The 24,787-nt window shown below is 48.0% G+C and carries 23 protein-coding genes and 1 riboswitch; of the genes, 16 read left to right on the forward strand and 7 right to left on the reverse strand.

Features of this window, described 5'->3' with window-relative positions; translation table 11 throughout:
• Positions 1–91: 91 nt before the first annotated feature.
• Positions 92–1,372 carry a Fe-Mn family superoxide dismutase gene (locus MHI52_RS03540; protein WP_405158453.1) on the reverse strand — a complete coding sequence of 427 codons (1,281 nt, stop codon included), beginning with the start codon at positions 1,370–1,372 and terminating at the stop codon, positions 92–94.
• Positions 1,373–1,527: 155 nt separating this feature from the next.
• Positions 1,528–2,553, reverse strand: a complete 1,026-nt coding sequence (locus MHI52_RS03545) for an alpha/beta hydrolase (protein ID WP_405158454.1) — start codon at positions 2,551–2,553, stop codon at positions 1,528–1,530.
• Positions 2,554–2,912: 359 nt separating this feature from the next.
• On the opposite strand from MHI52_RS03545, the gene MHI52_RS03550 reads away from it, so the two are divergent.
• Both MHI52_RS03550 and thiC read left to right on the forward strand, forming a co-directional pair.
• Positions 2,913–3,656 carry an IclR family transcriptional regulator gene (locus tag MHI52_RS03550; RefSeq protein ID WP_017690772.1) on the forward strand — a complete coding sequence of 248 codons (744 nt, stop codon included), beginning with the start codon at positions 2,913–2,915 and terminating at the stop codon, positions 3,654–3,656.
• 149 nt (positions 3,657–3,805) lie between these two features.
• Positions 3,806–3,919: riboswitch (TPP riboswitch) on the forward strand.
• A gap of 391 nt (positions 3,920–4,310) precedes the next feature.
• Entirely contained in the window at positions 4,311–6,128 is a 1,818-nt protein-coding gene (thiC, locus tag MHI52_RS03555; protein ID WP_405158455.1) for a phosphomethylpyrimidine synthase ThiC, read from the forward strand.
• Between the two features lie 531 nt (positions 6,129–6,659).
• Here thiC and MHI52_RS03560 read toward each other — a convergent pair.
• The 4 genes from MHI52_RS03560 to MHI52_RS03575 form a co-directional block, all read right to left on the reverse strand.
• Complete coding sequence (locus tag MHI52_RS03560) at positions 6,660–7,349, reverse strand: aspartate/glutamate racemase family protein (RefSeq protein ID WP_405158456.1); 690 nt, start codon at positions 7,347–7,349, stop codon at positions 6,660–6,662.
• A gap of 182 nt (positions 7,350–7,531) precedes the next feature.
• Entirely contained in the window at positions 7,532–7,699 is a 168-nt protein-coding gene (locus MHI52_RS03565) for a hypothetical protein (RefSeq protein ID WP_017690769.1), read from the reverse strand.
• 467 nt (positions 7,700–8,166) lie between these two features.
• Positions 8,167–8,985, reverse strand: coding sequence for a zinc ribbon domain-containing protein (locus MHI52_RS03570; protein ID WP_405158457.1), 819 nt, complete (start codon positions 8,983–8,985; stop codon positions 8,167–8,169).
• 73 nt (positions 8,986–9,058) lie between these two features.
• Positions 9,059–10,009: a helix-turn-helix transcriptional regulator gene (locus MHI52_RS03575; protein WP_405158458.1), complete on the reverse strand. Its 951-nt coding sequence runs from the start codon at positions 10,007–10,009 to the stop codon at positions 9,059–9,061.
• 84 nt (positions 10,010–10,093) lie between these two features.
• Between MHI52_RS03575 and MHI52_RS03580 the strand changes: the two genes are divergently transcribed.
• From MHI52_RS03580 to MHI52_RS03610, 7 genes are all read left to right on the forward strand, one after another.
• Positions 10,094–10,789: a response regulator transcription factor gene (locus MHI52_RS03580; protein ID WP_036614121.1), complete on the forward strand. Its 696-nt coding sequence runs from the start codon at positions 10,094–10,096 to the stop codon at positions 10,787–10,789.
• The gene (locus tag MHI52_RS03585; RefSeq protein WP_127550881.1) at positions 10,782–11,870 is read left to right on the forward strand and encodes a HAMP domain-containing sensor histidine kinase; all 1,089 of its coding nucleotides are present in this window, start codon (positions 10,782–10,784) and stop codon (positions 11,868–11,870) included. Before MHI52_RS03580 ends, MHI52_RS03585 begins: the two co-directional genes overlap by 8 nt.
• A 98-nt stretch (positions 11,871–11,968) precedes the next feature.
• Entirely contained in the window at positions 11,969–12,832 is an 864-nt protein-coding gene (locus MHI52_RS03590) for a D-alanyl-D-alanine carboxypeptidase family protein (protein WP_405158459.1), read from the forward strand.
• A gap of 28 nt (positions 12,833–12,860) precedes the next feature.
• On the forward strand, positions 12,861–13,421 hold the full coding sequence (locus tag MHI52_RS03595; protein WP_405158460.1) for a VanZ family protein: 561 nt from the start codon (positions 12,861–12,863) through the stop codon (positions 13,419–13,421).
• 13 nt (positions 13,422–13,434) lie between these two features.
• The gene (locus MHI52_RS03600; protein WP_076254955.1) at positions 13,435–13,644 is read left to right on the forward strand and encodes a hypothetical protein; all 210 of its coding nucleotides are present in this window, start codon (positions 13,435–13,437) and stop codon (positions 13,642–13,644) included.
• A 214-nt stretch (positions 13,645–13,858) separates the two neighbouring features.
• Entirely contained in the window at positions 13,859–14,257 is a 399-nt protein-coding gene (locus MHI52_RS03605; protein WP_405158461.1) for a hypothetical protein, read from the forward strand.
• A gap of 32 nt (positions 14,258–14,289) precedes the next feature.
• Positions 14,290–14,604, forward strand: coding sequence for a hypothetical protein (locus MHI52_RS03610; protein WP_047841416.1), 315 nt, complete (start codon positions 14,290–14,292; stop codon positions 14,602–14,604).
• 132 nt (positions 14,605–14,736) lie between these two features.
• Here the strand turns inward: MHI52_RS03610 and acnA are convergent, their stop codons facing one another.
• Positions 14,737–17,451, reverse strand: coding sequence for an aconitate hydratase AcnA (gene acnA / locus MHI52_RS03615; RefSeq protein ID WP_036614112.1), 2,715 nt, complete (start codon positions 17,449–17,451; stop codon positions 14,737–14,739).
• Between the two features lie 362 nt (positions 17,452–17,813).
• Here acnA and MHI52_RS03620 point away from each other — a divergent pair, with 362 nt between their 5' ends.
• From MHI52_RS03620 to MHI52_RS03650, 7 genes are all read left to right on the forward strand, one after another.
• A complete protein-coding gene (locus MHI52_RS03620) occupies positions 17,814–18,833 on the forward strand; it encodes an amidase domain-containing protein (protein ID WP_197997991.1) in 1,020 nt (339 codons plus the stop codon).
• Between the two features lie 137 nt (positions 18,834–18,970).
• Positions 18,971–20,071 carry a D-alanine--D-alanine ligase gene (locus tag MHI52_RS03625; protein WP_036614110.1) on the forward strand — a complete coding sequence of 367 codons (1,101 nt, stop codon included), beginning with the start codon at positions 18,971–18,973 and terminating at the stop codon, positions 20,069–20,071.
• Positions 20,072–20,101: 30 nt separating this feature from the next.
• Positions 20,102–20,425, forward strand: coding sequence for a hypothetical protein (locus MHI52_RS03630; protein ID WP_017690758.1), 324 nt, complete (start codon positions 20,102–20,104; stop codon positions 20,423–20,425).
• Between the two features lie 155 nt (positions 20,426–20,580).
• Positions 20,581–21,582, forward strand: coding sequence for a UV DNA damage repair endonuclease UvsE (uvsE, locus tag MHI52_RS03635; RefSeq protein WP_036614105.1), 1,002 nt, complete (start codon positions 20,581–20,583; stop codon positions 21,580–21,582).
• 107 nt (positions 21,583–21,689) lie between these two features.
• Positions 21,690–22,553 carry an inositol monophosphatase family protein gene (locus MHI52_RS03640; protein WP_405158462.1) on the forward strand — a complete coding sequence of 288 codons (864 nt, stop codon included), beginning with the start codon at positions 21,690–21,692 and terminating at the stop codon, positions 22,551–22,553.
• A 24-nt stretch (positions 22,554–22,577) separates the two neighbouring features.
• The gene (locus MHI52_RS03645; RefSeq protein ID WP_405158463.1) at positions 22,578–22,868 is read left to right on the forward strand and encodes a hypothetical protein; all 291 of its coding nucleotides are present in this window, start codon (positions 22,578–22,580) and stop codon (positions 22,866–22,868) included.
• A gap of 429 nt (positions 22,869–23,297) precedes the next feature.
• The gene (locus MHI52_RS03650) at positions 23,298–24,620 is read left to right on the forward strand and encodes a stalk domain-containing protein (protein WP_339189919.1); all 1,323 of its coding nucleotides are present in this window, start codon (positions 23,298–23,300) and stop codon (positions 24,618–24,620) included.
• Positions 24,621–24,787: the final 167 nt, after the last annotated feature.

The following is a 24,787-nucleotide window of genomic DNA, read 5'->3' on the forward strand; positions in this document are numbered from 1 at the left end:
AGGCTTGCTTTTTTGTATACACCAAAAGAGATATCGTTCAGTCATTCGGCTGGAGATATCTCTTTTTTCTCTAATCCATCTAACCCCAAGCTTAATAAGGCGGCCACAACAACTTGCGTGCCGTTTCGTAACGCTCGGCCACAGCGGGCCAGTAGACAACGTTCCACCAATCCTCGATATACTTTTTGCGTTCATTCTGATGTTTCAGATAGTAGGCATGTTCCCACACATCCAGTGGCAGGAGTGGTACGATATCGGACTGGGACAGGTTCTGGTGTTTTTCCGCCTGCAAAATCTCCAAACGATGTGCTCTCGGGCTCCAGACAAGCATCGCCCAGCCACTGCCTTCCACCTTGTTCGCGGCTTCTGTGAATTGATTCTTAAACGCTTCATAACTCCCGAAATCTCGCTTGATCTGCTCTGCGAGCATACCGGAAGGTTTGCCGCCGCCAGCAGGGTTCATAATTGTCCAGAAGATCGTATGCAGGTAGTGGCCTGCCCCGTTGAAGGCAAGTTCACGTTCCCAATGTTTGATGAGTTCAAAGTTATTCTTTTTTCGCGATTCCGCCAGCTTCTTCTCTGCTACATTCAGTCCGTCCACATAAGATTGATGGTGTTTGTCATGATGGATACGCATCGTCAGCTCATCAATATGTGGCTCCAGCGCATTGTACGCATAGGGGAGAGGCGGCAGTGTGTGTCCTCCAATGGGAACCGGCTTTTCTTTTACAGGAGGTGCTGTAGAGCTGGGTGTGGCTTGTGTTGTTCCGGTAGAAGGCGGTTGAACGGTTGCGGATTGGATCTGAGCTGGAGCGGCAGGTGCATTTACATTTCCCTCTGGAGAAGTTGGAGCTTCTGAAGCTTGGCGATGGATGCTTCCTGACTCTGACGTATGCAGCGCATTTTCCAGAAAAAGTGATGGCTCCGAATCCGTCTCACGCAAGATGCCCGGTTGGCCAAGCGTATCCAATACACCCAGAAAATACTCCGACTCGCGGATAAAATGCAGAATGAGTACTTTGGCAAGCGGAACAGCTTGCACAGCAGCACTTTGCTCCAGAAGAACATACAGCTGTTTGATGAACTCTCTCGATTGCTGCCGAGCTGCCAACACAAGTTGATCGATACAACGAACCATGTAGGGAGCAGGTGGATGGGTTGCGGGCAATAGTTGTTTTAAAAGCTGATTGGCTACTCGCTCACTGTTTGCAAAGGTAGCCTCCCATTCCTCCAGTAGCTTGACGTATGGGGGCTCCAAATCAGGAACCAGGGCACGGATGACGAGTGTATGTTCTTTCTCCTGCTCTTTCCAGAAACGGATTTCCTCCAATGTCCGCAGAGGCAGCAGGTGACCATATCCATACCAGTTCATCTATGTTGAACCTCCTTCAGATGAAATTCATTGCATGCAGACCCTCTGTTCATGCGTCCCAAGAGTATATTCTCCGAGCTTGTTGTCCTATGAGTGAAAAAAAAGAGCCCCTGAGGGCTCTGGAATCAACGAAAAGTTCGGTGATTGAAATTTGGTTATTCTCCATTATTCGTGTTTTGCACATCGTCACTGCTTGTTTTCGTTACATGACTCAGGAAAGTTGAGACACGGCGCAGATATTCCTTTGGATGCTCCCGGAAGATCAACTCATGATGCGCATCCTGGACAATCCATACATCCGAGTACGGATTGGTCTGGTTGGCGGCGAGTTGCTCCGCAATTGGATAAGGCGCCTTCTCGTCCTCTGTACCATGGATGAAGAAAATCGGGAACGGATAATCTTCCTTTTTCACTTCCTGGTATGGAATCTGTTGTAATCCGGTACCATTCAGAACAGGGAACAACAGTTTCATGATCTCCAGTGTAGGCTGACGTGGCAGATCGATCTGGTTGTGAATGTTGTGGTACAGCGTATTTGGCTCCAGCAGGAACGCACTGTCCAGAATCATTGCATCCACTTCCTTCGTAATCAGTCCGGTTTGTAACGCTGTACCGGCACCCATCGAGAAGCCCCAGACAACCAGTTCCTGCGCACCACGTTGCTTGGCGAACTGGATCGCACCGAGCAGTTGCTGTGACTCAGCTTTGCCACCTGTGGCTACAGCTTTGTTCACCTGTGAGGCGAAGCCATAATCGAACATGACCACGTTGAACCCAAGTTGATGAGCATAGTGTGCCAGGTCATACATGGGTACCCATGTTTCTTCACGATTGGCACCATAGCCGTGACTGAAAATAATCGTTTTGCTTGCAGCATTGTCAGCAGGTATATACCATCCCTGCATCGTCCGGCTGCCATCTGCTGCCGGGAACGTGATGTCTTCGTACTTCATGTTCTTGGCCTGCATTGGATTGGAGAAGACCGGCGCTACAGTAGGATTGGATAATACCCATGCGATATAACCATGCAATGCGATAAAACAAAACAGTAGAAAAAATACAACGGAGAGCAGCAACGCTACGATAATATGTTTGAACCGAATCAGCCTCGGTGATAGGGAAGAGGGCAGATCGGACACTTTTGTTTGCAGCGGGGCTTCGCTCTGGGATGATTGATACATGAATGCCCCTCCTTTGAAGTTCAGTTGAAGATAACAACGACATGTAAAGAGAATTGCGTCGATTTCAGAGCCTGCTTCAGAGCGATATCTTAATGTAATATATCTTTATCGTATGTTCCAATATAGTCAAAGTCAATTGATTGAGGGCATTTGTTACGCAATTGTTATATAGTTCTTAAGATATATGGGTAAGATTACCTTAGTGTGTAAATTACAGGGGATTAAGTCTTATAAAAAGGAAAAATTTACACGTTGGCCTATTTTGATTTTGGCTCTTTTTGGTTTACAGATGAGACCGTTTCTCATATAATTTATGTAACCAAGTTTCATGTGATGAAACATGAGGAGGGCATTATGCCATGGAAGATCGCAAGTTAACCGTCCGGGCTGTGGAACGGGCGCTGGATATATTATTATGTTTTACCACACGCAGTGATCTGGGACTCACCGAAATTGCCAGCCAGATCGGCCTGCACAAAAGTACAGTCCACCGCTTGATGGCTACGCTGGAGGATCGAGGGTTCGTGATCCGCGATGCAGCAACAGAGAAGTACCGACTTGGCATCCGAATCTGGGAGCTGTCAGCTCATATGTCCCGCAGTGATGATCCCGCTATTCTGCTGTTGCCTGCGATGGAGCGACTGAGAGATCGATTGGGGGAGACCGTGAGTCTGTACCTGCGTGATGGCAGTGAACGGATTCGGATTCAGGCTGTGCAAAGTGATCAGGCGATTCGCCGAGTTGCCCCCGTTGGTGTTAGACTGCCGCTGTCTGTGGGCGCTTCCAGCAAAGTCCTGATGGCGTTTGCCACGGACGAGGATCGTGAAGAACTGATGAACGGGCCTGAATGGCCGGTGTTTATTGATCCGGCAGTGTATTTGGCGCAAATGGGAGATATCCGGGATAACGGATATGCGACGAGTTATGAGGAACGTGAGCCGGGAGCTGCCGCGGTATCTGTACCGATTATGGATCGCAGAGGCAATATTGCAGCTGCGCTCTCGGTCTCAGGACCTGTCAGTCGACTCTCGCAGGAGACATTGCATGAATACGCACCTGTGTTGAAGGATGCTGCTACGCAAATGGGGCTCATGTTATCCTGATGTTGAGGTAAGTTTTTTCTCCAATAGAGTTTGATTATTTGGAATATAAAGGTTGTTTTTATGTTCCGGTTGCGCTACTCTGTAATGGACGGCCCAACGGGGCCAGCTTCATTGAATATGAACAGCGGCTTATGTAAGCCGCAACTTATTAACGTTACTGGGGGAGTCCGAATTGTCCGGACTGAGACGGAATCGCATGAGATTCCGGACCCTTTGCACCTGATCTGGATCATACCAGCGTAGGGAAGTAATCGGCGATATGACCACAACCACCACATGATGTGACCCTTGTAGGGCTCCGTTAAGGAGCTGCATAAAGGTGCATTATTGGTGATGGACATAAAAGTCGGTTCCTTCGGGGACCGGCTTTTTTATATACAGGGAACGGGCGATATAGTGCGGACTCTATGGGCTTCTTTTTCACTAACCTGCAAAAGTGGGCTTGGATGATGAGAGAGAAGTCACCATAGATCTATGATCTGTGGTAGCCTCTGTTCTGTTGTTAACTGTACATGAAAAGTGTCTCCCCTGGTCTGGTGTAGGATCGCTTTTTTCTTCTCTGCATTGCGCATGATTTGGGACAGGTACGTAAGCGAGCTAATGATGAAACCAACCAAACCAAGCGAATGAACACTGAGGAGGAGACAAGCGAACATGAGTACAGGAAATCAAACGGGACAACAAGCGACGGAGCAGGGACATAACGATCAGCAGGTGGAAAAAGAAACAGGAGCGGCCGGACGGGTTCAGCCCTTTCCCGGTAGCCGCAAAGTCTACATTCAGGGCTCACGGCCGGACATTGCTGTACCGGAGCGTGAGATAGCCCTTCATGACACGAATACTCCCCAAGGAGTGGAGCATAACGAACCGCTGCGTGTCTACGATACGAGCGGCCCCATGACCGATCCCGAATTTCATGCGGATATCCGCGCAGGTCTGCCAGCTCTGCGCACTCGTTGGATCACAGAGCGTGGCGATGTTGAAGCTTATCAGGGCCGTATGGTTAAACCGGAGGATAACGGACTGAAGCCCGGAGGGAAGAGAGCCGGCGCTGAAGAGTACCCCGGATTACGTGGCAAACCGCTGCGGGCACAGCCAGAACGCTGCGTGACTCAGATGCACTACGCGAGACAGGGAGTCATTACGGCTGAGATGGAATTCGCCGCCATTCGTGAAGGCGTGGAGCCGGAATTTGTGAGACAGGAGCTGGCGAGTGGACGGGCCATTCTGCCATCCAACATCAATCACCCGGAGAGTGAGCCGATGTTGATCGGTCGTCATTTTCACGTGAAGATCAATGCCAACATAGGTAACTCGGCCGTATCTTCCTCCATCGAGGAAGAGGTGGAGAAGATGACTTGGGCGGTACGCTGGGGATCGGATACGGTGATGGATCTGTCCACAGGCAAAAACATTCATACCACCCGGGAATGGATCATCCGTAATTCACCTGTGCCGATTGGTACGGTGCCGCTGTATCAGGCGCTGGAGAAGGTGAATGGCGAAGCGGAAGCGCTGACCTGGGAGTTGTACCGTGACACACTCATTGAGCAGGCAGAGCAGGGCGTGGACTACTTTACGATTCATGCAGGTGTACTGCTACGTTATATCCCGATGACGGCCAAGCGGATGACAGGTATTGTGTCCCGGGGCGGGTCCATTATGGCAGCATGGTGTCTGGCGCATCATCAGGAGAATTTTTTGTACACCCATTTTGAAGAAATCTGTGAGATTATGAAAAGGTATGATGTAGCGTTTTCGCTGGGAGATGGACTCCGTCCAGGTAGTATCTATGATGCCAATGACGAAGCTCAGATGGCGGAACTGGCTACGCTCGGGGAACTGACGCAGATCGCATGGAAGCATGATGTGCAGGTGATGATCGAAGGTCCGGGGCATGTGCCGATGCACAAGATCAAAGAGAATGTGGACTTGCAGATGGAGATCTGTAAAGAAGCACCGTTCTACACACTTGGGCCGCTGACGACCGACATTGCCCCGGGTTACGATCACATCACATCCGCCATTGGGGCAGCCATGATTGGCTGGTTCGGCACGTCCATGCTCTGTTATGTTACGCCAAAAGAACATTTGGGCCTGCCCAACAAGGATGATGTGCGGGAAGGGGTCATCGCCTACAAGATTGCGGCCCACGCCGCCGATTTGGCGAAAGGTCATCCGCGTGCCCAGCGCCGCGATGATGCATTGTCCAAGGCACGCTTTGAGTTCCGTTGGCGTGACCAGTTCAACCTGTCACTGGACCCTGAACGTGCGCTGTCCTACCATGATGAGACGCTGCCAGCAGAAGGAGCCAAAGAAGCTCATTTCTGCTCCATGTGCGGACCAAAGTTCTGTAGCATGCGCATCACGCAGGACATTCGTGCCTTTGCCGCAGACAAAGGATTGTCCGAGAATGAGGCTGTAGCTGCCGGGATGCAGGAAAAGGCCGAGGAATATCGGACACGGTCCTAGGCGCCGATACAGCGCAAGCTGGGCAGTCTGACATCGTTTGAAGGTGAGAATACTGCTATCATGTCGTCTTCTTCATCTTATTGATCAGCTTCCTGATACTTTTTATCAGCATTATGGTTGATTGTCTAGCAGATGTTTAATAAAATGAATGTAAGTAAACACCAATAAGAGTAGCCAGGCCAATGGCTACTCCTGCACAGCATTTGCGGTGGGTATTCCTCCGAGTGCAGCAAGTTCAGATGAAGTGACCCGTCAGGCCGTCAACCTGTGGCGGGTCACTTCTTTTTACGATCGATGTATGTCAGGAGCGCAATAATTAACATCGCGAACACGATTACGTCGTTAAAAGAGAAGTTCATAGGATCACCTCCCACTGGAGGCAAGCCTATTTCCCACCACAAATTGGCTGTACAAAGTGATTATACCATTTGAAATGCTCTTGTTCGAGAGCATTTTTATTTTGCAAAAGGAGTCGATATAGTAGTTTTCACATCTTTTTAGTGATTGTAATATTTCACTCCAAATCAGCAGCTACTGTCGAGCCAAGCCCAAATCCTTCTCCAAATACGTTGCAAGCAATGCCAGCGGGCTATGGATTGGAATACCGCGATCTATTGTAACTTGTGCAGCAGCGGGAGCCATAGACAGCTGGGCTGCCACTACCGTTTTACCCGGATGCTGCTCAGCAATCTGCTGTAAGCCTTCACGTACCGCTTCGAGATACCCTTGCTGATCTCCACGCATAATCAACTCAAATGTCCCAGGGATGCACACCGCTTCCGTCTGAGATGTCTTGGCAACGTGTAGTTGCCCATTCTCATCCTCTTGCTGTAATACCCGATTCAACCGTGCCATCGTTCCTTCAATAGTTGCCGGGTTGGTGAATGTTATTATGTAATCTCCTGCTACTCGCCGCATCTCCTGCAATAACGGATCATCTATGCCGATCACAGGCACAGGGACCTGTGACGCTTCCTGCTCCAGTACTGTAGCAAACAGGGTGCAGGTGACCAGAATGGCATCGGCATGACACTCAGCGATCCATTGGAGCGTCTGGGCTACCTTCTCGTGAATGACAACCTTGGAAAAGTCAGCGTCATGTTTAAGACGGTCCAGGCCTGGATCGACGTAATGGACCAATTCAACTTCATAAGGAGCAAGCGTCTCTTCAATTAAGGCGATGTTGGAATAATGAGCGTGAAAACAACCAATGGTGGTCATGTGCTAAGTCCCCTTTAACAGTTCGTATATGTCATGGATCTTTTAGATATTTAAACCATTATAGAAACATGCCTGAGAACTGTACAGTCGTTTATTGCTCAACGCCAATAACCGCCCTTCCGCCAAGCTGCGGAAAGACGGTTGATAACCTGACTCGACTAGGGTCGGTCCGGTGTCCATTTTTATCTAAGGGAAGGAGAAGCATTTTTCTTCGCCATTTTTTGTTGCAGAATTTCATGAAAGGATAGACCTTGAGTGTTCTCATTCTCCTTTTTAGGAGCAGTGGTCGCCGTGTTGCGCGGATATTGGTGATGGTACGGGATCATTTGCTGAATAGGCATGCGGATCATCTTGGTTCCTCCTTTGATGCGTTTTTTTTGAATTATGTATTTCGACTGGTTACCATGCCAGGTGCGCATATAGGTACATGTGACTTGTTAGACGAAATAAAAGAGTTTAAAGCGTAATTCCAATTGGATTGTAGTGATTTTACCCGGTTTTAAGGAAATGTAAACGTTTTTAGGGAAATTCAGGAGAAAAGGACCTGATATGAAAGGTTTGATATGGGAGGATCGAATCGGTTGTTATGTGAATAGTCCCAATTTTAAGGAAGTCAATGGTACCCGCATATGAGGCATATTATCTGGTTAAATGATGCAAAGCATGCTAACTAACTTGGTACCATGGTCGGGTTGTTTAGGGGGGGATGTAGTTCCGGATATAACAAAAAAACTGCCGAGCGAACCCGGCAGCTTGCTTGATATGAAGAAGGATGCGATGAAACTTTGATTCTGTCTGAGGTGGTATCGTGTTGGTTTTATCTACTTTGGCGAACAGCGATGTATATATCCACTTGTACACTTTCGGGATTCAGGCTGCGTTCATCATATAATTCAAAATCCCCGGTGAACGTACGATCGCTTTGTTTATCCCATGCCCACACGGCTCCCCAAGCTTCGCCAACAACCTCTGCCATAGGTCCTTTTCTGGAAGTGAATATGGCGTAAGTTGCAGGAGGGAGTAAAATGTCGTCCAGTCCCTCAGGCAACGATTCGTTCGGACTGACCTCATGCCCTACCAGTATGGTGTATTCTCCGGTTATCCCATCGGTGTAATCCGTATAACAACCATAGCGAACAACTTCAGGTGCAGGGAGGTGCTCTGAGGCAAAATAATTGTTCCAGAGTCCCTGAATACAACCTTTGCCACTGATCTCAATGGCGTTGGTTGTGCGGGCGGATACGCCGGCAAGACGTTTGCCAGGGAGCGTGACATAACGAACGGGCTGGGCAGAGAACGAATGCTCTGTTGTTACCTGACCAGGCTTAGCGGAAGCAGTAGAGTTTTCAGCGAGAGATTCTGTATGTTGATCCGTTGTATTCGTGCGCCAACGCTTCAAAAAAGGAAGCTGGTTGCGTAGCATCGAACGAGCGGATTCCTCATCCATGCCTTCGTCCTTCAGAATGGCAGTGCACATCTCCGTCATGCTTTCTAGTGACATACCGGGCTGCTCAAACTTGCCCTCTTTGTAACAATAAATACAGTACTCACGGGTTGTGCTTCCATCTGCTTCCGTTCCGAATTGGGCAGGGGTTGTGAGCGGCATTCCGCAGCTTTGACATACAGTAACGTTCATGATTAGTTCCTCCTCATATATGTAGAGATTGAATATATCTGAAGTATACGAGGAGGAACTGGACAGCTGTCTGTCAGGTTTGAGTCGGAGGTATATAATTTTGTACAATTTGCTCCGCGATACGGCAGATTTCATCCCGAATATGCTGAGGTTCCAATACTTCAACGTCCGCGCCGAAGCCCAGAATGAACCCATATAACCAGCCATCCTCGGGAAAAGCAACCTGGCTGATGTAATACCCAGTCCCATCAGGCATGACGTTCTCGATCCCAAACCATTCTTCCGCAATATGACGGACGCGAGCATGGAATTTCAAGGTTAACCTAGCTTGATTGTCCGGACGGCTCCATTCCTGTTGCCAGGGTCTGTCCTGTGGGTTGATGACTTTACGCTCGAAGTGCTCATTAGCAAGTGTGACATCTTGCATACGCACAAGCTTGAACATGCGAAATTGATTCCGCTCGTGACAAAAAGCATACAGATACCAGGAATGCTTCTTGAGTACGATGGTATGAGGGTCGGCAGTTCGGTGAGTATGGATACCTTCCGCACTGCAGTAGGTGAAGGTTACGGGGCGTAATTGATCCATACCCTGTTCGATAAGTTCAAGCTTGAATTTCAGCGCTTCGGGATGCGTCCAAGTTGAGTAATCCACGATGAATCGATTGGTATTGGCCTGAAAATCGTCATTTTTGGATTCAGGTACGATACTGCTGAGTTTTTCGACCAGAAGCTCACGCGCCGCATTAGCATGGGAAGTGGATACACTGCGCAGTGCAGTGACAATGGAAGCGAGGTCCTTGTCTGTTAATACGTTTCGATCCAGACGGTAGCCCTCTGCTAGACCAATCCCGCCGCTTGCCCCCTGATACGTCACCACGGGGATGCCTGCTTGACCCAATGTATCGATATCCCGATAGATGGTCCGGATCGATACTTCGAACATATCTGCCAAGTCTTTGGCTTGTACCCGTCCACGATTGATTAGCAGCACCACGATGGCTAATAAACGCTCCAGTTTCATATGTATAGATTCCTTTCATTGGTTTATCTGTTGGATTCAAATATGTTATATTGTTGAGCATCACACATAGGAGTGGAATAAGCAATGAAGCGAATTACGATTCTGATCGCAGACGATGAAGTTGAGATCGCTGATCTGGTTGCTTTACATTTACAAAAAGAAGGATATCACACCATCAAGGCCTTTGATGGGAAGGCGGCGGTTCAAGCTGTTCAGACCCAAGCGATAGATTTGGCGATTCTGGACATTATGATGCCTGGTATGGACGGGTATGAGGTGACCCGTAAAATTCGGGAGCAGCATCATTTACCGATCATTTTCCTAAGTGCCAAAACGTCAGATATGGATAAAATTACGGGACTCGTAATGGGTGCGGACGATTATATGACCAAACCGTTTAATCCGATGGAGCTTGTTGCCCGGGTTAACTCCCAGTTACGTCGTTCTCTGCAATTCAGCCAGTCTGCGCCTGTGCAGAGGTCCATTCTGGAGAAAGGTGGGCTCATCATCACGCCAGATCAACATCGCGTTACACTCTACGGCAAACCAGTGGAACTAACACCGAAGGAGTTTGACATTTTGTATCTGCTCGCGAGCCACCCCAAGCAGGTGTTCAGTGCAGAAAACATTTTTGAACAGGTCTGGGGAGAAGCCTATTACGAGAGTGGGAATACCGTGATGGTCCACATTCGGACCCTGCGCAAAAAACTGGGGGAAGATGTGAACAAGAACAAGTTTATCAAAACCATCTGGGGTGTGGGGTACACGTTTAATGACTAAACGAAGAAGTTTTCGTACAACCATGATTATGTTGCTAGGGTTAAGCATGCTTGCCTCTGGTGCAATTACCTATGGGATTTATAAGCTTATGCAAGCCTATTATTCGGGTGTCCGTGCAGAAGATCAGCTCGCTGAATATCGTCATTTTATGAGAAGTATCGGGGATATCTATTTCTTCCTGATTTTATTTATCCCACTCGCCATTCTATTTTTCTTCTGGTTTACCAAGCCCTACGCGACGTATTTCAAGGATATTTCTACAGGGATCAGGCATTTGGCCAACGGTGACTTTCAGCATCGTGTGCAGATCTCCTCGAAGGACGAGTTAGGTACGATTGCGGAGGATGTGAATTTGGCAAGTGAGAAGCTAAAGGAAGCAGTAGAACGAGGGGATTTTGCTGAAAATAGTAAGGACCAGCTTGTTGTCAATCTGGCGCATGACCTGCGAACACCGCTGACGTCTGTGCTTGGATATTTGGATCTGCTCATGAAGGATGATCAGTTAACGGAGGAGCAGGTACGGCACTTTACGTCGATTGCATTCACCAAATCACAGCGCCTGGAGAAGCTGATTGATGATTTGTTCGAAATTACCCGTATGAATTATGGCATGTTGCCTATAAACAAGACACAGCTGGATCTTAGCGAACTGCTGAAGCAGATGAACGAAGAACTCTATCCTGTATTTGAAAAGAACCAACTAGTCGCCCGACTAAAAATAGACACTGACCTTACGGTCTCCGGTGATGGCGAGCTGCTGGCTCGTGTGTTCGAGAATCTGCTAATTAACGCTGCACGGCATGGCAAGGATGGCATGTACGTAGATATTAATGGATATCGGGATGCAGAACAGGTCATCATTCAGGTGATTAACTATGGCGGACATATTCGTCCGGAGGAATTGCCACATATCTTCGATATGTATTACACCGGAGATCGTGCCAGGACCCCTCAGGAGGGTGGGACAGGCCTTGGACTGTTTATCGCTCGTAATATTGTGGAGCAGCATGACGGTACAATCTCGGCTCAGAGCGACGTGGTACGGACGTTATTCGAGGTTCGTTTGCCCGTCTTCCAATAAGGTTGACGTCAAATTTAAGAAAAACTTTAAAATTGCCCTGCTTTTTCTTTAACTTGTGTTGTCTATCCTTGATGTATGAGGTAAAAGGAGGAACAAGCATGAAAAAGTGGGGCTTTTTGATAAGTATTATTTTGATCGGATATATTGTTACGCAATCACCGGGATGGATTCAGCAGAAGGATGAGTTGCCCATCGAGATTCAGAATACGCGTGAAAATCCCGCAGGTTATACCGTATCCGTCACCGGAAACATTCAGGATCAGATACATAAGGGCAATTTGTTACTGGTTGATAAGCAATACCCCGTACACCCGGAAGGAGTTAAATCCGATATTGTATATGTGGCACATGAGGATGATCTGCTTCGTGGATATGGGATACTGGATCAGAAAATCATGTTATCACGACAGGTGGCGCAGGAGTTTCAGAGGATGGTTGAAGCAGCAGGCGAAGAGGGAGTCAGATATTTTCTCGTCAGCAGTGGATACAGGGACTTTGAAAAGCAGGACGAGTTATATCGGGAAAAGGGTTCAGATTATGCACTTCCTGCGGGACACAGTGAGCACAATCTTGGGTTATCCCTGGATATCGGCTCGAGCTTGGCTGCGATGAATGAAGCACCAGAGGGTGCATGGCTGGAGAAGAATGCATGGAAATACGGATTTATTTTACGCTACCCAAAGGATAAAGTGCGCATCACCGGTATTCAGTATGAACCATGGCACTTTCGATATGTAGGGCTGCCGCACAGTACTGTCATGTATAAGAATAATCTGGTACTGGAAGAGTATCTCGATATGCTAAAAGAGAAAGAGAACATTACTGTGGAAGTAGAGGAAGAGGAGTATCATATCCGCTATTATCGGGCCACCCGAGACACAACCGTTTACATACCTGAGCAAGGACAAACTGAAATATCGGGTGATAACATGGATGGTGTCATTGTCACCGTAAAGAAATAACAGGGCAACACAAAGGAGGCGAAACAACATGAAGCACAACAACCAGAAGAAAAGCAAACATTACATCCTTTGGATTGCCGTTTTCATTATCTATTTATATCTACTTACGAAGCTGATCCTTTTTAAAGGAAGCCCGGTCGATTTTGGCATCGTGAAGGATCGACTGATGGCGTTCTTGCAACAACCGGATCTGGTCCATAACCGAACCGTCAACCTGACACCATTTCAGGAAATCTCACGAGACTGGAACAGTCTGTCGTTACATCGTCCGGGCACCGCAATCCATCTGGTAGGCAATATACTGGCCTTTATCCCTCTGGGCATCTTCATCCCTGTGTTGACGGGCAACAAGTTATTCTCTGGAGTAAAGGTAATCTTGCTGTCTCTGCTGCTCAGTCTGGGCTATGAAGTGACACAGTTAGTGACTGGTATGGGCATATTTGATGTGGATGATTTGATGCTTAATACACTCGGCGGCTTCATTGGATATATTGTTTTCACTATGGCTATGGGTCTGAAAAAGGTGTTGGTGGGAGGAGAATCCCGCGTGACGACGAAAAAGTTAAATTCTAAGGAAAGTCACGTGTAAGGAGGGGAAGAACTTGATTATAATGGCTGTACTATTCATTAGCGCAGGGCTAATATTTCTCGTGTATCCACACAAGGTAACGGATGCTTCGGAAAAACAGATTACGGAGCGAGTGATCATGTCTAGATGGGTTGGAGGCTCGTTAATTGCTCTGTCGTGTTTGTTTCTGATCATGGGCACGATTCAACTGTTAGATCAAGCCTCACATCACATTGGACATTAGAAGGTAGTTGGCCTTGAAGCAACGGAGGACACACACATACTGAAACCACAGCTCCCCGTAACGTGCAGAGTGCACTTTACGAGGAGTTTTTTAGTGTTTCATAAGGTCTCAAATTCAGGAGAGGATCAGTGAACTTTGCGAGTAACATCGTAAATGAGGTAGAGTAGAGATGATGCGTTAGTACCTATTTCTTACAAAAAAAGGAGGACATACATTGTATTCATTAGCTATACAACTAGCAGGAACAATGAAAGCCATTATGCAGATTGAAACTGAAATTGCTGAAGCTAAGATTGATCAACAGGCTGAAGAAGTAGTGCGTGATTTAGAACAGAAAAGAACTGATCTGATAAGAGTTTGTACACGTGATGAGTTGCTGGTGATAAAAACAGTCATGAAAGTGGGACAATCGGAGAGAGGATATCGTCATTATTTCAATTCGAATGATGTTGAGATTATTTATCTCCCTGTTGAGTTAAACGAGCATGAGTTGATGAAGAAATATTCCTATTATCTTATACATAAGACTGAACGCGAACTTGCGGATAGCATTGAGTACTATACCGCTGTGTCGGAACAACTGAGAGAAGGTATGGAGATCTTAAAACTCTAAACTGTGATCTGTAAGTTCTAGGAGGCTTGTAAATGTTAATGAAAATTGTTGTATATCACTTTGATGTGTTCTACTATTACGTTCCCAATCAATATGCAGGAAAAATTGGCGAGTGGAGAGGAGAATTTATCGATTTTTTGCAGAGCCTAGAGTATAAGCACCCATTCACCCTGTATATCGAGTCTATTGATCATGAGGGAAATACGGAATATGCTCACTTTATCCGTAGTTACGGGGCGGATGATTTTGTGGACTGGATCAACGTGGAGAAATTAAACTGCAGAGGTGTATATCGTATTCCTGAACCACCTGATGATTCAGAAGTTGGATTAAATTTTGAATTTTAAGTGATAAGAACCTACTTATCATTAAATTGATGATGCATATCGACAGTTAAATAAAAAGCTCCCCGTCACGTGCTGATTGCACGTGGCAGGGAGCTTTTCTGTATAACTTCATCACATTAATGATTTATATCATTAAGCTTTTTTCATCATTTGACGCAATACAGTTTGCAGGATACCGCCGTTATGGTAGTAATCCACGTCAACCATGCTGTCCAGACGAGCGATGACAGGGAATTCGAACTGTGTACCGTCTTCACGAGTTACGGTAACTTTCAACTCTTGTCCTGGCTTCACATCATTGCTGAGGCCAGTAATGTCATACGTTTCACGTCCGTTCAGACCAAGGCTGGACCAGCCGTGACCTTCCTGGAATTGCAATGGCATTACGCCCATGCCGACCAGGTTACTACGGTGAATCCGCTCGAAGCTTTCTGCGATAACGGCTTTGACGCCGAGCAAGAATGTTCCTTTTGCCGCCCAGTCACGGGAGCTTCCTGTACCATACTCTTTACCAGCAATAACGATCAGGTTCTGTCCTTCATCCTGATACTTCATGGAAGCATCGTAGATGGACATTTCTTCGTCCGTTGGCAGGTACTTCGTGATACCACCCTCGGTACCCGGAGCCACCTGGTTACGAATACGAATGTTGGCAAACGTACCACGCATCATGACTTCATGGTTACCACGGCGTGAACCGTAGGAGTTGAAGTCTTTGCGCTCTACGCCATGTTCTTTCAGGTACAGTCCAGCCGGGCTGGATGGTGCAATATTACCTGCTGGCGAGATGTGATCCGTTGTTACGGAATCCGCAAGCAATGCCATAACGCGTGCAGAACGGATATCTGCGATATCGTTCAACTTGTCGCCAAGCTCCTGGAAGAACGGAGGATTCTGAATGTACGTGGAGTTCGGATCCCACTCGTACAGTTCACCTTCCGGTACAGAAATTGAATTCCAACGCTCATTGGCTGTAAATACATTCTCGTACTTGTTGCGGAACATCTGAGCGTTCAGGGAACTAGCGATGGTATCCTTGATTTCCTCGGAGGTAGGCCAGAGGTCTTTCAGGAATACAGGCTCATTGTTCGTATCATAACCGATTGGATCGGTTTCAAAGTCAATATTTACGGTACCCGCAAGTGCATATGCCACAACGAGTGGTGGTGATGCCAGGTAGTTGGCTTTAACCTGTGCATGCACACGGCCTTCGAAGTTACGGTTACCAGACAATACAGCCGCTACGGTCATATCGTTCTCAGCAATAGCTTCGCTCACTTCGTCCGGCAGTGGACCGGAGTTACCGATACATGTTGCACAACCGTAGCCCGCAACGTTGAATCCGAGTTTGTCGAGGTACGTGATCAGACCTGCTTTTTCCAGGTACTCGGTAACCACAAGGGAACCTGGTGTCAGACTGCTTTTCACATAACCTGGTTTGGTCAGGCCGCGTTCAACTGCTTTTTTCGCCAGTAGTCCCGCTCCAACCATAACACTTGGATTCGAAGTGTTCGTACAACTTGTGATCGCCGCGATCACAACAGCGCCTGCCTTCAGTTCACTGTTGGAACCGTCCGGATGCTTCACAGGTACGGATTGTTCGATTTTCTCATCGCTCAAACCGTAGCCGCCTTTATCTACAGGTGTGCGAATGATGCTGTTGAAGCTTTCTTTCATTTGTGTCAGCTCGATGCGATCCTGTGGACGTTTTGGTCCTGCAAGACTTGGTACAACAGAGCCGAGATCCAGTTCAATCACATCTGTGAATTCAGGATCAACGGTGCTGGAAGTACGGAACATGCCTTGAGCTTTGTAATAAGCTTCAACCAATTCTACTTGCTCGTCAGGACGGCCAGTGTTACGCAAATAGTTCAACGTTTCACTATCAACAGGGAAGAAACCGATCGTTGCGCCATATTCTGGTGCCATGTTGGCTACTGTTGCACGGTCAGCCAGACCGATGTTGGCAAGACCTGGTCCGTAGAACTCAACGAATTTACCAACAACGCCTTTTTTACGAAGCAATTGGGTAACAGTCAGTGCCAGATCCGTTGCTGTTGCGCCTTCGCTCAGGCTGCCTGTCAGTTTGAAACCGATAACGTCCGGTGTTACAAAATAAAGCGGTTGGCCCAGCATACCTGCTTCAGCCTCAATACCACCAACACCCCAACCAACAACACCAAGTCCGTTGATCATGGTGGTGTGGGAGTCTGTACCTACGAGGGAATCCGGGAATACAACGGTTTCGCCGTCCACGGTTTTTGTTGCTGCCACGGAAGCCAGATACTCCAGGTTAACCTGGTGAACGATCCCTGTGGATGGTGGAACTGCGCGGAAGTTGTTGAATGCCGTTTGCGCCCAACGCAAGAAGCGGTAACGCTCTTCATTACGTTCAAACTCAACTTTGATATTGTAATCAAGTGCATCGTTGGTACCAAAAGCATCAACCATAACGGAGTGGTCGATAACGAGATCGACCGGTACGAGCGGGTTGATCTGTTTTGGATCGCCGCCTGCTTTTTTCACAGTATCACGCATTGCAGCGAGGTCAACGACAACCGGTACACCGGTGAAATCCTGCAGAACGATACGTGCAGGGATGAATGGAATTTCCTTGTTATTGTCACGGCCATCTGCCCAGCCGGTCAGTTGTTTTACGTGTTCTTCGGTGATAGCACGTCCGTCGAATTGACGAATTGCTGCTTCAAGCAACACTTTAATGGAGAAAGGAAGCCTGGAAAGATCGCCGTGGCCGTTTTCCTGAAGAGCATCGAGACTGTAGTAGCGGTAAGACTTGCCTCCAACCTCAAGACTGCGAGCGGCGGAGAAATGATTCTTTGCTGACATACATGTACCTCCTTGGGATGTGTCGGTGAGATGAAGAAAACGTTCATTTAGGTGAAGAACAGGCCTTCATCGTTCCGTGTTCTTGTTCGTTAGTTTCATCAGATGAAACGTAATTTCATAATCATAACTTTAGTTTTAAGTATACCGTTTTCACCTCCGTACGTAAAGGTCTTTTTGCCTGATCAAGCAAGCTTTTGGACCGATGAAGGCGTTTTCGTGAAGCGAGCAGGAATAAGATATCTCGTGTACCTGTATTTGCTGAATTTCGGATCTCCTTCCTGAGCCGTGTACATACAACCGAAGACCCTTTCATATGAATAGTAGGAGTTTATATACGCAATGAAATATTCCAGACAGAACTCATGCCAAAGGGGGACATAGGCTTGGAACGGGAATGGAAGAGTGCCTTATATACTTACGTGAACCAGTACAATCGCTGTGAGATCGACTACCGTCCACAGACCAGCGAACGGATCGTTACCGATCCTGACTTCGTGGTGGAACGGGGAGAGCGTATGGCAAGGCTGGACGAATGGTATCGTAAGCGGCGCGCCGTGCCTCTTCGCAGCGAGACCAGCGCCAAGCTTGTGCGCACGCTTATGGATGGCCAGGAAGAAGCGGTGGTGGATGTACAATTGTACAGCAGACTGTTCTACGAGAAGAGCGGGATCACCCACCGGGAGGACCGGATTGAGCGGGAGCGGTTAACCTTTCTGCGGCAGAGTGGTGGATGGATCATTGGACGGGTCGAGCGAGAAGTGCCGGAGCGTCGCCCTGCTGGGGAAGGACGTCCGTTTCAACAAGCTGATTTTGTACAGGCGATGAATCGTCCGCTGCTGAATCGGGAAGTGTTGGGTCAAGGAAGAAGCTCACGGCAACAGTCATATCGCAGAGATCTGGCGGTTGCCTATGCAGATCGATGGTGGAATGCGGGGAATCCGGCATTTGAGGAATTTGATGTGGATTGTACCAATTACGTGTCCCAATGTCTCTTTGCAGGGGGCGCACCCATCCACTATACTGGTAGAAGAGAAGCTGGCTGGTGGTATAAAGGATATGTGAACGGCTCCGAAATGTGGAGTTACAGTTGGGCAGTTTCCAACAGTCTGGAGCGTTATTTGTCAGGCAGCAGCTGGGGGCTGACCGCGACAGAAGTGGAGCGTCCTGAGCAGCTGATGCTCGGTGATGTTATTCTCTACGATTGGGATGGAGATGGACGATTTCAGCACAGCACCGTTGTGACCGCGTTTGATGCGGGCGGTATGCCGCTTGTTAACGCACATACGGTTAGCAGCCGTCACCGCTTTTGGGATTACCGGGATTCTTACGCTTGGACGGAGCGGACGGTATACCGGCTTTTTCATATTGCAGATGAGTTTTGATGACGAAAGATTTTCGGGATGCGGTGACGCAGACATCCAGTTCCGTGTAAAATAAGATCAGATAACGCAAGCAGAATAACAAGGGTGCTGAGCATGCAAACATGACAGTATCAGGCACAGATAATCGGAGGGTACACATGAGTATGGATAAATTAAAAGTAGGCGTCGTGTACGGCGGAAAATCGGGCGAGCATGAGGTGTCGCTGCAAACGGCGTTTGCTGTTACAAACGCATTTGATTATGAAAAGTATGAACTGGTTCCTTTTTATATCTCCAAGCAGGGGACGTGGAAAAAAGGACCTGTCATGCATGCGCCGTTCGCGCAGATTGAAGATCTGAAGCTGGAGCAATCGGCGGGTGGAACGCAGGATGCGCTGAACGCCCTGTTTGGCCGTTTGTATGGTGGAGCAGAAGCGCTGGACGTGATGTTCCCTCTGCTGCATGGTACGTTTGGAGAGGATGGTACCATTCAGGGCATGTTTGAGATGGCGGATATGCCATATGTAGGTGCAGGTGTACTGGCTTCTGCTGGCGGCATGGACAAAGTGGTCATGAAAAAGCTGTTTGCACAGGCTGGCATTGACCAATGTGCCTTTACGTATTTTAACGCGACACAATGGAAGCAGACAGAGCACGAAATGATCGTACAGGTCGAAGATCAGCTGGGGTATCCTTGTTTTATCAAACCGGCAAATCTGGGCTCCAGTGTAGGCATCTCCAAAGCACGTAACCGCGATGAGTTGAAGACAGCTGTCGAGTTTGCACTTCGGTATGATACGAAGGTTGTCATTGAGGAGTTCGTTGAAGCACGCGAGGTTGAAGTCAGCGTCCTCGGCAATGACGAGCCCATGGCTTCCGTTCCAGGTGAGATCGTATCCTCCGGTGAGTATTATGACTATGCAGCTAAGTATATTGATGGTCAATCACAGATGCTGATTCCAGCTCCACTGGACCCAGAGGCCGCAGATCGCATTCGCGAGGCAGCTTTGCAGGCGTTCCGTGCGATTGAAGGTAACGGTATTTCACGTGCCGACTTCTTCATTCGGAAAAATGACGGCGCTTTGCTTATTAATGAAGTCAACACCATGCCTGGTTTCACACCATACAGCATGTATCCACTTCTTTGGCGTGAGACAGGTGTATCGTATGCCGAACTGCTGGATCGCATGATTGAACTGGCACTGGAGCGTTACAACCGCAAGCAGGCACTGAATTACGAGAACGGCGTACAGGCGTAGCCTGCGACCACAAGATCAGGAGGGATATGCATGGGATTTCAGACTGAATTCAATTCCGTATGCAAGTTCAAGAATGAGCAGGAGCTGTTCGAACTGCTTGAATACGGACGCGGCAAAATGGTCAAACAGGGCTTCCGGGTATTTCCTACCGGCCAGAAAGTGATTGCATACACACCGGATAACGTGGCTGTAGCCATCGTCAAGATCGTGGTTTCCATTGCGGAGATCAACTTCCAGGGGCAAGAGGTAACCGAGGTGGAGATGCTACTCATCCGCAAATTGACTGAGGAAGAATCACGCATCCAGACTGCCCTTGCGGATGAGATGTTCTTTGGGGAGCAAGCACAGGAGTAGTTGTTGACTGTAAGTGCGGGTCGGAAGGACGGATTTGCCAGAATACGATTATGGTCACTCTTTTAGGGTAAAACTTGGTTATATACAGTGACGGTACATCCTGACGGCTGAATATGCCATGTGGGTTCTCCGCCCTAATAGAGAGGAAGAGATTCATGCTCGTACGCTTTGGTTACGTGGCAATGTCCGTGCTTATAGAGAACGCCTCGCCTTCCCGGACCATGACCATGTCGAGTTTTAACAAAATCGATGACAGGGAAGCGGCGATCCGCAAGCTCGAACGGATTGCAGCCGAGAACCTGCACAATACATTACGTTTGCTCAGGCACAACAAGGGTAGCCATATTCATGTATATCGCTTCTCTTCCAAATTGATTCCACTGGCAACACACGAAGACCTGAATGACTGGGACCCGTTCCCGGCACTGAAGCAGGACTTTGCGGCCATTGGTGATTTTGTGAAGGAAAATCATATGCGTGTGTCCTTTCATCCGGATCATTTTACCGTACTTAGTACCCCCCGCGAGCAAGTTCTGCGCAACTCGATTCGCGACCTTCGTCATCATGTTCGGATGCTGGATGCTATGGGGCTGAATGCCACTGCCAAGAACAATATACATATTGGTGGTGCATACGGGGACAAGCCTTCGGCGGCGCTTCGTTTTGAAGAAAACTTTTTGAAGCTGGATCGGGACATTCAGGAGCGGCTCACACTCGAAAATGATGACAAAACGTTCAATGCGCCTGAGACACTTGCCGTGTGCCAGCGCTTGGGATTGCCCATGGTACTGGATATCCATCACCATTGGGTGAACAACGAAGGAGAACAGGCATGGGATCTGTGGCCTGATATTCTAAAGACCTGGCAGTCACCGCTTGCCCAGGCAGATTCACCGGCTGATCAGCCATTGCCACCCAAAATCCATGTCTCCAGTCCGAAGAGCGAGAAGGATCTGCGAGGTCATGCCGATGGTGTGGAGGTAGAGCCTGTGCTCGATTTCTTGCGTCATATCGCAGCAGACACCCCAAGACTTGACGTGATGATTGAGGCCAAACGCAAGGATGAGGCTCTTGTGCAACTGATGCAGAAGCTGGCATTCTATCACGAAGAGGGTGTGGAGTGGGTGGACGAGTCTACCGTCATCATTCATCCGTAGTGCCAAAAGGGGCCTGGGCAACGAGAAACTTTACGACCTGTGGGGCGTATACTTTTAACAAGTATTTCAACTTTTCGTAGATTGATATAGAAAGTAGAGTGAACGCTTTGAATGAGAAGGAAAAGACACCTTATGTCGTGACAAGCAAAAGCTATACTGCCGTTGCCATTAATGCAGCTTCCAAAGCTGGCGAATGGATCAAAAGCCGTCTTGGGACGGTAGCTGAACTTGGCACCAAATATTCACCCCAAGATCTGGTGACCGAAGTGGATAAAGGAGCGGAGCAGATGATCCGCCGCCTGATTCTTACGCATTTTCCCCACCATGCCATTCTGGGTGAAGAAGGCGTCGAACCGGGACCGGAAGCTTCGGCAAAAGCACTGAAAGAGGCTGAGGAAGAAGAGTTCCTGTGGATTGTTGATCCTGTGGATGGAACGACGAACTATGTACACGGATTCCCGTTTTATTCGGTGTCCATCGCATTGGCTCACAATGGTGAAGTCATTGTCGGAGTGATCTACGACCCTTCCCGTGATGAGATGTTTGTTGCGGAAAAAGGGAAAGGAGCATATGTTCACGGAAACCGGATGCTTGTATCTGGTGAACAGGAACTGGCTCAGAGCCTGATTGCGGTTGGATTCCCGGCAGACACAACCTTTGCGTTGCCACTGAATATGGCCGCTGTGCAGGCGCTTGCTCCGCAAGTTCGTAACTTGCGTGCAGGCGGATCTGCCGCCCTCCATCTGGCATATGTTGCCGCAGGACGTCTCAGCGCCTACACCGAAGTTGGGTTGAAACCTTGGGATATTGCCGCAGGTGCACTGTTGGTTGAAGAATCAGGTGGCAAGGTGACCGATACCATCGGAACGCCTTACCAACTGTCTGTGAATCATGTCGTTGCCAGCAATGGCAAAATCCATGATGCACTGACGGATGTGCTGAAGGAAGCGAAAGCAACCGGCTTGGAATGAAATTCATTATAAGGAGCGAAAACAATGGATGAATCCAAAGAACTGGAACGACGGCTCAGTGATATGCTGACGGAAGGGGACATGGAAGAGTCCGGCGACACCAATCAGCGTGAACGCCAGCTGATTCCTCCCAAATATGAAGTGCGAATCCAGACAGAACGTGATCCAATTGTCGAGGAAACGTTAAAGTACCGGAAGATGGCACGCGAAGTGGATGATCGTTATGATCGGTATCTGGAGCGAGCTACCGGGAACAAACCGGAGAGTGACAAGGGTCATACGATTGCTGAAGACTCGAATAAGCCGCAATCTTAACTAATCACTGAACGTCATAGCTGAGCTTAACAAATAACAGGCTCCCCTTTAGGGAGTCTGTTATTTCATGTGTGCTCTCAGTAGAGAGGACAACGCCTACTTTAAAATGATAGAATAGAGTAACACCAACCTATGTCATTGGAATGACCAATGTACTATATATTAGTGAGGTTGTTCAAAAAGTCCGCTTTTGATTACGAAGGATGCCTAACGGCATCATCAGCATCGAATATGGAATTCAGCCGAAATAAGCGGGAGGCTTACGAAGTATGTTTCCGAAGGAAACATTTTGGTTGCTCACGTAGTTTTCCTACGCTCCGCTACTCCATTTCTAGCTTCATCCCATCTTCTCGGTACTGAAAACCGCCCTTTTTGAACACGTATATTAGTGTAAATTATTATAGATTTGCGAGAAGGAGTGTTACCTGAATGAAGCGTAAACGTATATGGGAAAATACAGCTGCCGGTTTAACGGTAAGCATGTTGGCAGGAATGCTGCTCTTTACATCATCTGCATTGCCTGCACACGCGGCTGACACCAAAACCGGTGTATTGCCAGCGGGTACAAACGAGACTTCGCTGACAGCGAAGAAAGATGCAGTAGCCGTAACTAAGGAGTTCCGCATCGTCACATTGGGAGATTCCATAACGGTAGGTTATGAGCCCAACACAAAAGAATTGCCTTATGGTTATGTAGAACGTCTCCAGGAGCAAGGTTTGCTGCATGGACGTACACAGGTGGACAACTACGGGATTGCCGGATTGAAAACCAGTGGTCTGAAAAACTTTACTACTGCAATTAAGGATGGCAAAACGCTGACTTCTGAAGCCATTCAACCAAGTCTTCCTGATCCAAGAGCGGGACAGATCGGAGCCAATACTGCTGCAATCCGTGAGAGTGTAGCACAGGCCAATCTGGTTGCAATTACCATTGGGGGAAATGATGTATCTGAGCTTCTCGGTACAGCAGACAAACTGAGTGATCAGGATCTGCAAGCGAAGGTAAAAGAATTACTCGCAACATATACAGCCAATGTAAGTGCAACGATTAATGATATCCATGAAATTAATCCGACAGCTACAATTGTCATCGCCGATCAGTATCAACCGATGCCAGAAGTAGCAGGCAAGGCACTCTATGCTAAACTGATGGAGGCATCCCAAGGTTTCACACAGACCATTGATGGCATTGCAGCACAATTCACTGCTCAGGGTACCGATGTCAAAGTCGCACACGTGGCCAAGGAGTTTGTTGGTGGTGAAGGCACGATGACACATATGATCAAAGATCGTGATTTCCACCCGAACCAATTTGGATATGCGGCCATTGCCGAAGTATTTGCCAAAACGATCTGGGGCGACTACACGAAGCTGACTACACCTGCGACAGGTGAGCCGATGAACATTATTGTGAGTGGCAAAACATTAAATACTCCGTACAAACCGATTATCCGTAACGGCAAAAACTTTGTGGCGATTCAAGACATCGTGAATGCGGTCGGTGCTACTACGGTGTGGGATAACAAAACTTCAACCGCAACCATTACATATGGAGACCGGAAAGTTGCGGTGAAGATTGGTGCCAATGCTGTGAAGGTAAATGGAGCATCGGTTACTGTGGATACACCTGCATTCCTGAATAAGGTAGGCAAAGAGTCCAAAACATATGTACCACTTGCCATGGTGGCTGAAGGTCTTGGCTTTGATGTGCAATATGTAGCGAAGCTGAAAACTGTTTTTGTTAATCCGTAAATTGTATTTCATGTTTTAACATGATGTTATTCAACAGCCAGAATACCTTGATTTGTTCAAGGTATTCTGGCTGTTTTGTGTTCTTTTTACGTTGCTGACACAGATGTATACCTTCTCTAATGACCTAAAATGTTGCATAAATATATCTTGTCAGATGACCAATGGAT

The organism is Paenibacillus sp. FSL H8-0283, from assembly GCF_045040675.1.
Lineage (GTDB): Bacteria > Bacillota > Bacilli > Paenibacillales > Paenibacillaceae > Paenibacillus > Paenibacillus amylolyticus.

Excerpts from the sequence above, each read along its gene's own strand:
- MHI52_RS03550 (WP_017690772.1), top strand. The coding sequence starts at position 2,913 with ATGGAAGATCGCAAGTTAACCGTCCGGGCTGTGGAACGGGCGCTGGAT.
- MHI52_RS03540 (WP_405158453.1), bottom strand. The coding sequence starts at position 1,372 with ATGAACTGGTATGGATATGGTCACCTGCTGCCTCTGCGGACATTGGAG.
- thiC (WP_405158455.1), top strand. The coding sequence starts at position 4,311 with ATGAGTACAGGAAATCAAACGGGACAACAAGCGACGGAGCAGGGACAT.
- MHI52_RS03565 (WP_017690769.1), bottom strand. The coding sequence starts at position 7,699 with ATGATCCGCATGCCTATTCAGCAAATGATCCCGTACCATCACCAATAT.
- MHI52_RS03645 (WP_405158463.1), top strand. The coding sequence starts at position 22,578 with ATGGATGAATCCAAAGAACTGGAACGACGGCTCAGTGATATGCTGACG.
- MHI52_RS03560 (WP_405158456.1), bottom strand. The coding sequence starts at position 7,349 with ATGACCACCATTGGTTGTTTTCACGCTCATTATTCCAACATCGCCTTA.
- MHI52_RS03580 (WP_036614121.1), top strand. The coding sequence starts at position 10,094 with ATGAAGCGAATTACGATTCTGATCGCAGACGATGAAGTTGAGATCGCT.
- MHI52_RS03545 (WP_405158454.1), bottom strand. The coding sequence starts at position 2,553 with ATGTATCAATCATCCCAGAGCGAAGCCCCGCTGCAAACAAAAGTGTCC.
- uvsE (WP_036614105.1), top strand. The coding sequence starts at position 20,581 with ATGCTCGTACGCTTTGGTTACGTGGCAATGTCCGTGCTTATAGAGAAC.
- MHI52_RS03585 (WP_127550881.1), top strand. The coding sequence starts at position 10,782 with ATGACTAAACGAAGAAGTTTTCGTACAACCATGATTATGTTGCTAGGG.
- acnA (WP_036614112.1), bottom strand. The coding sequence starts at position 17,451 with ATGTCAGCAAAGAATCATTTCTCCGCCGCTCGCAGTCTTGAGGTTGGA.
- MHI52_RS03620 (WP_197997991.1), top strand. The coding sequence starts at position 17,814 with ATGCCAAAGGGGGACATAGGCTTGGAACGGGAATGGAAGAGTGCCTTA.
- MHI52_RS03595 (WP_405158460.1), top strand. The coding sequence starts at position 12,861 with ATGAAGCACAACAACCAGAAGAAAAGCAAACATTACATCCTTTGGATT.
- MHI52_RS03625 (WP_036614110.1), top strand. The coding sequence starts at position 18,971 with ATGAGTATGGATAAATTAAAAGTAGGCGTCGTGTACGGCGGAAAATCG.
- MHI52_RS03610 (WP_047841416.1), top strand. The coding sequence starts at position 14,290 with ATGTTAATGAAAATTGTTGTATATCACTTTGATGTGTTCTACTATTAC.
- MHI52_RS03630 (WP_017690758.1), top strand. The coding sequence starts at position 20,102 with ATGGGATTTCAGACTGAATTCAATTCCGTATGCAAGTTCAAGAATGAG.
- MHI52_RS03590 (WP_405158459.1), top strand. The coding sequence starts at position 11,969 with ATGAAAAAGTGGGGCTTTTTGATAAGTATTATTTTGATCGGATATATT.
- MHI52_RS03575 (WP_405158458.1), bottom strand. The coding sequence starts at position 10,009 with ATGAAACTGGAGCGTTTATTAGCCATCGTGGTGCTGCTAATCAATCGT.
- MHI52_RS03570 (WP_405158457.1), bottom strand. The coding sequence starts at position 8,985 with ATGAACGTTACTGTATGTCAAAGCTGCGGAATGCCGCTCACAACCCCT.
- MHI52_RS03650 (WP_339189919.1), top strand. The coding sequence starts at position 23,298 with ATGAAGCGTAAACGTATATGGGAAAATACAGCTGCCGGTTTAACGGTA.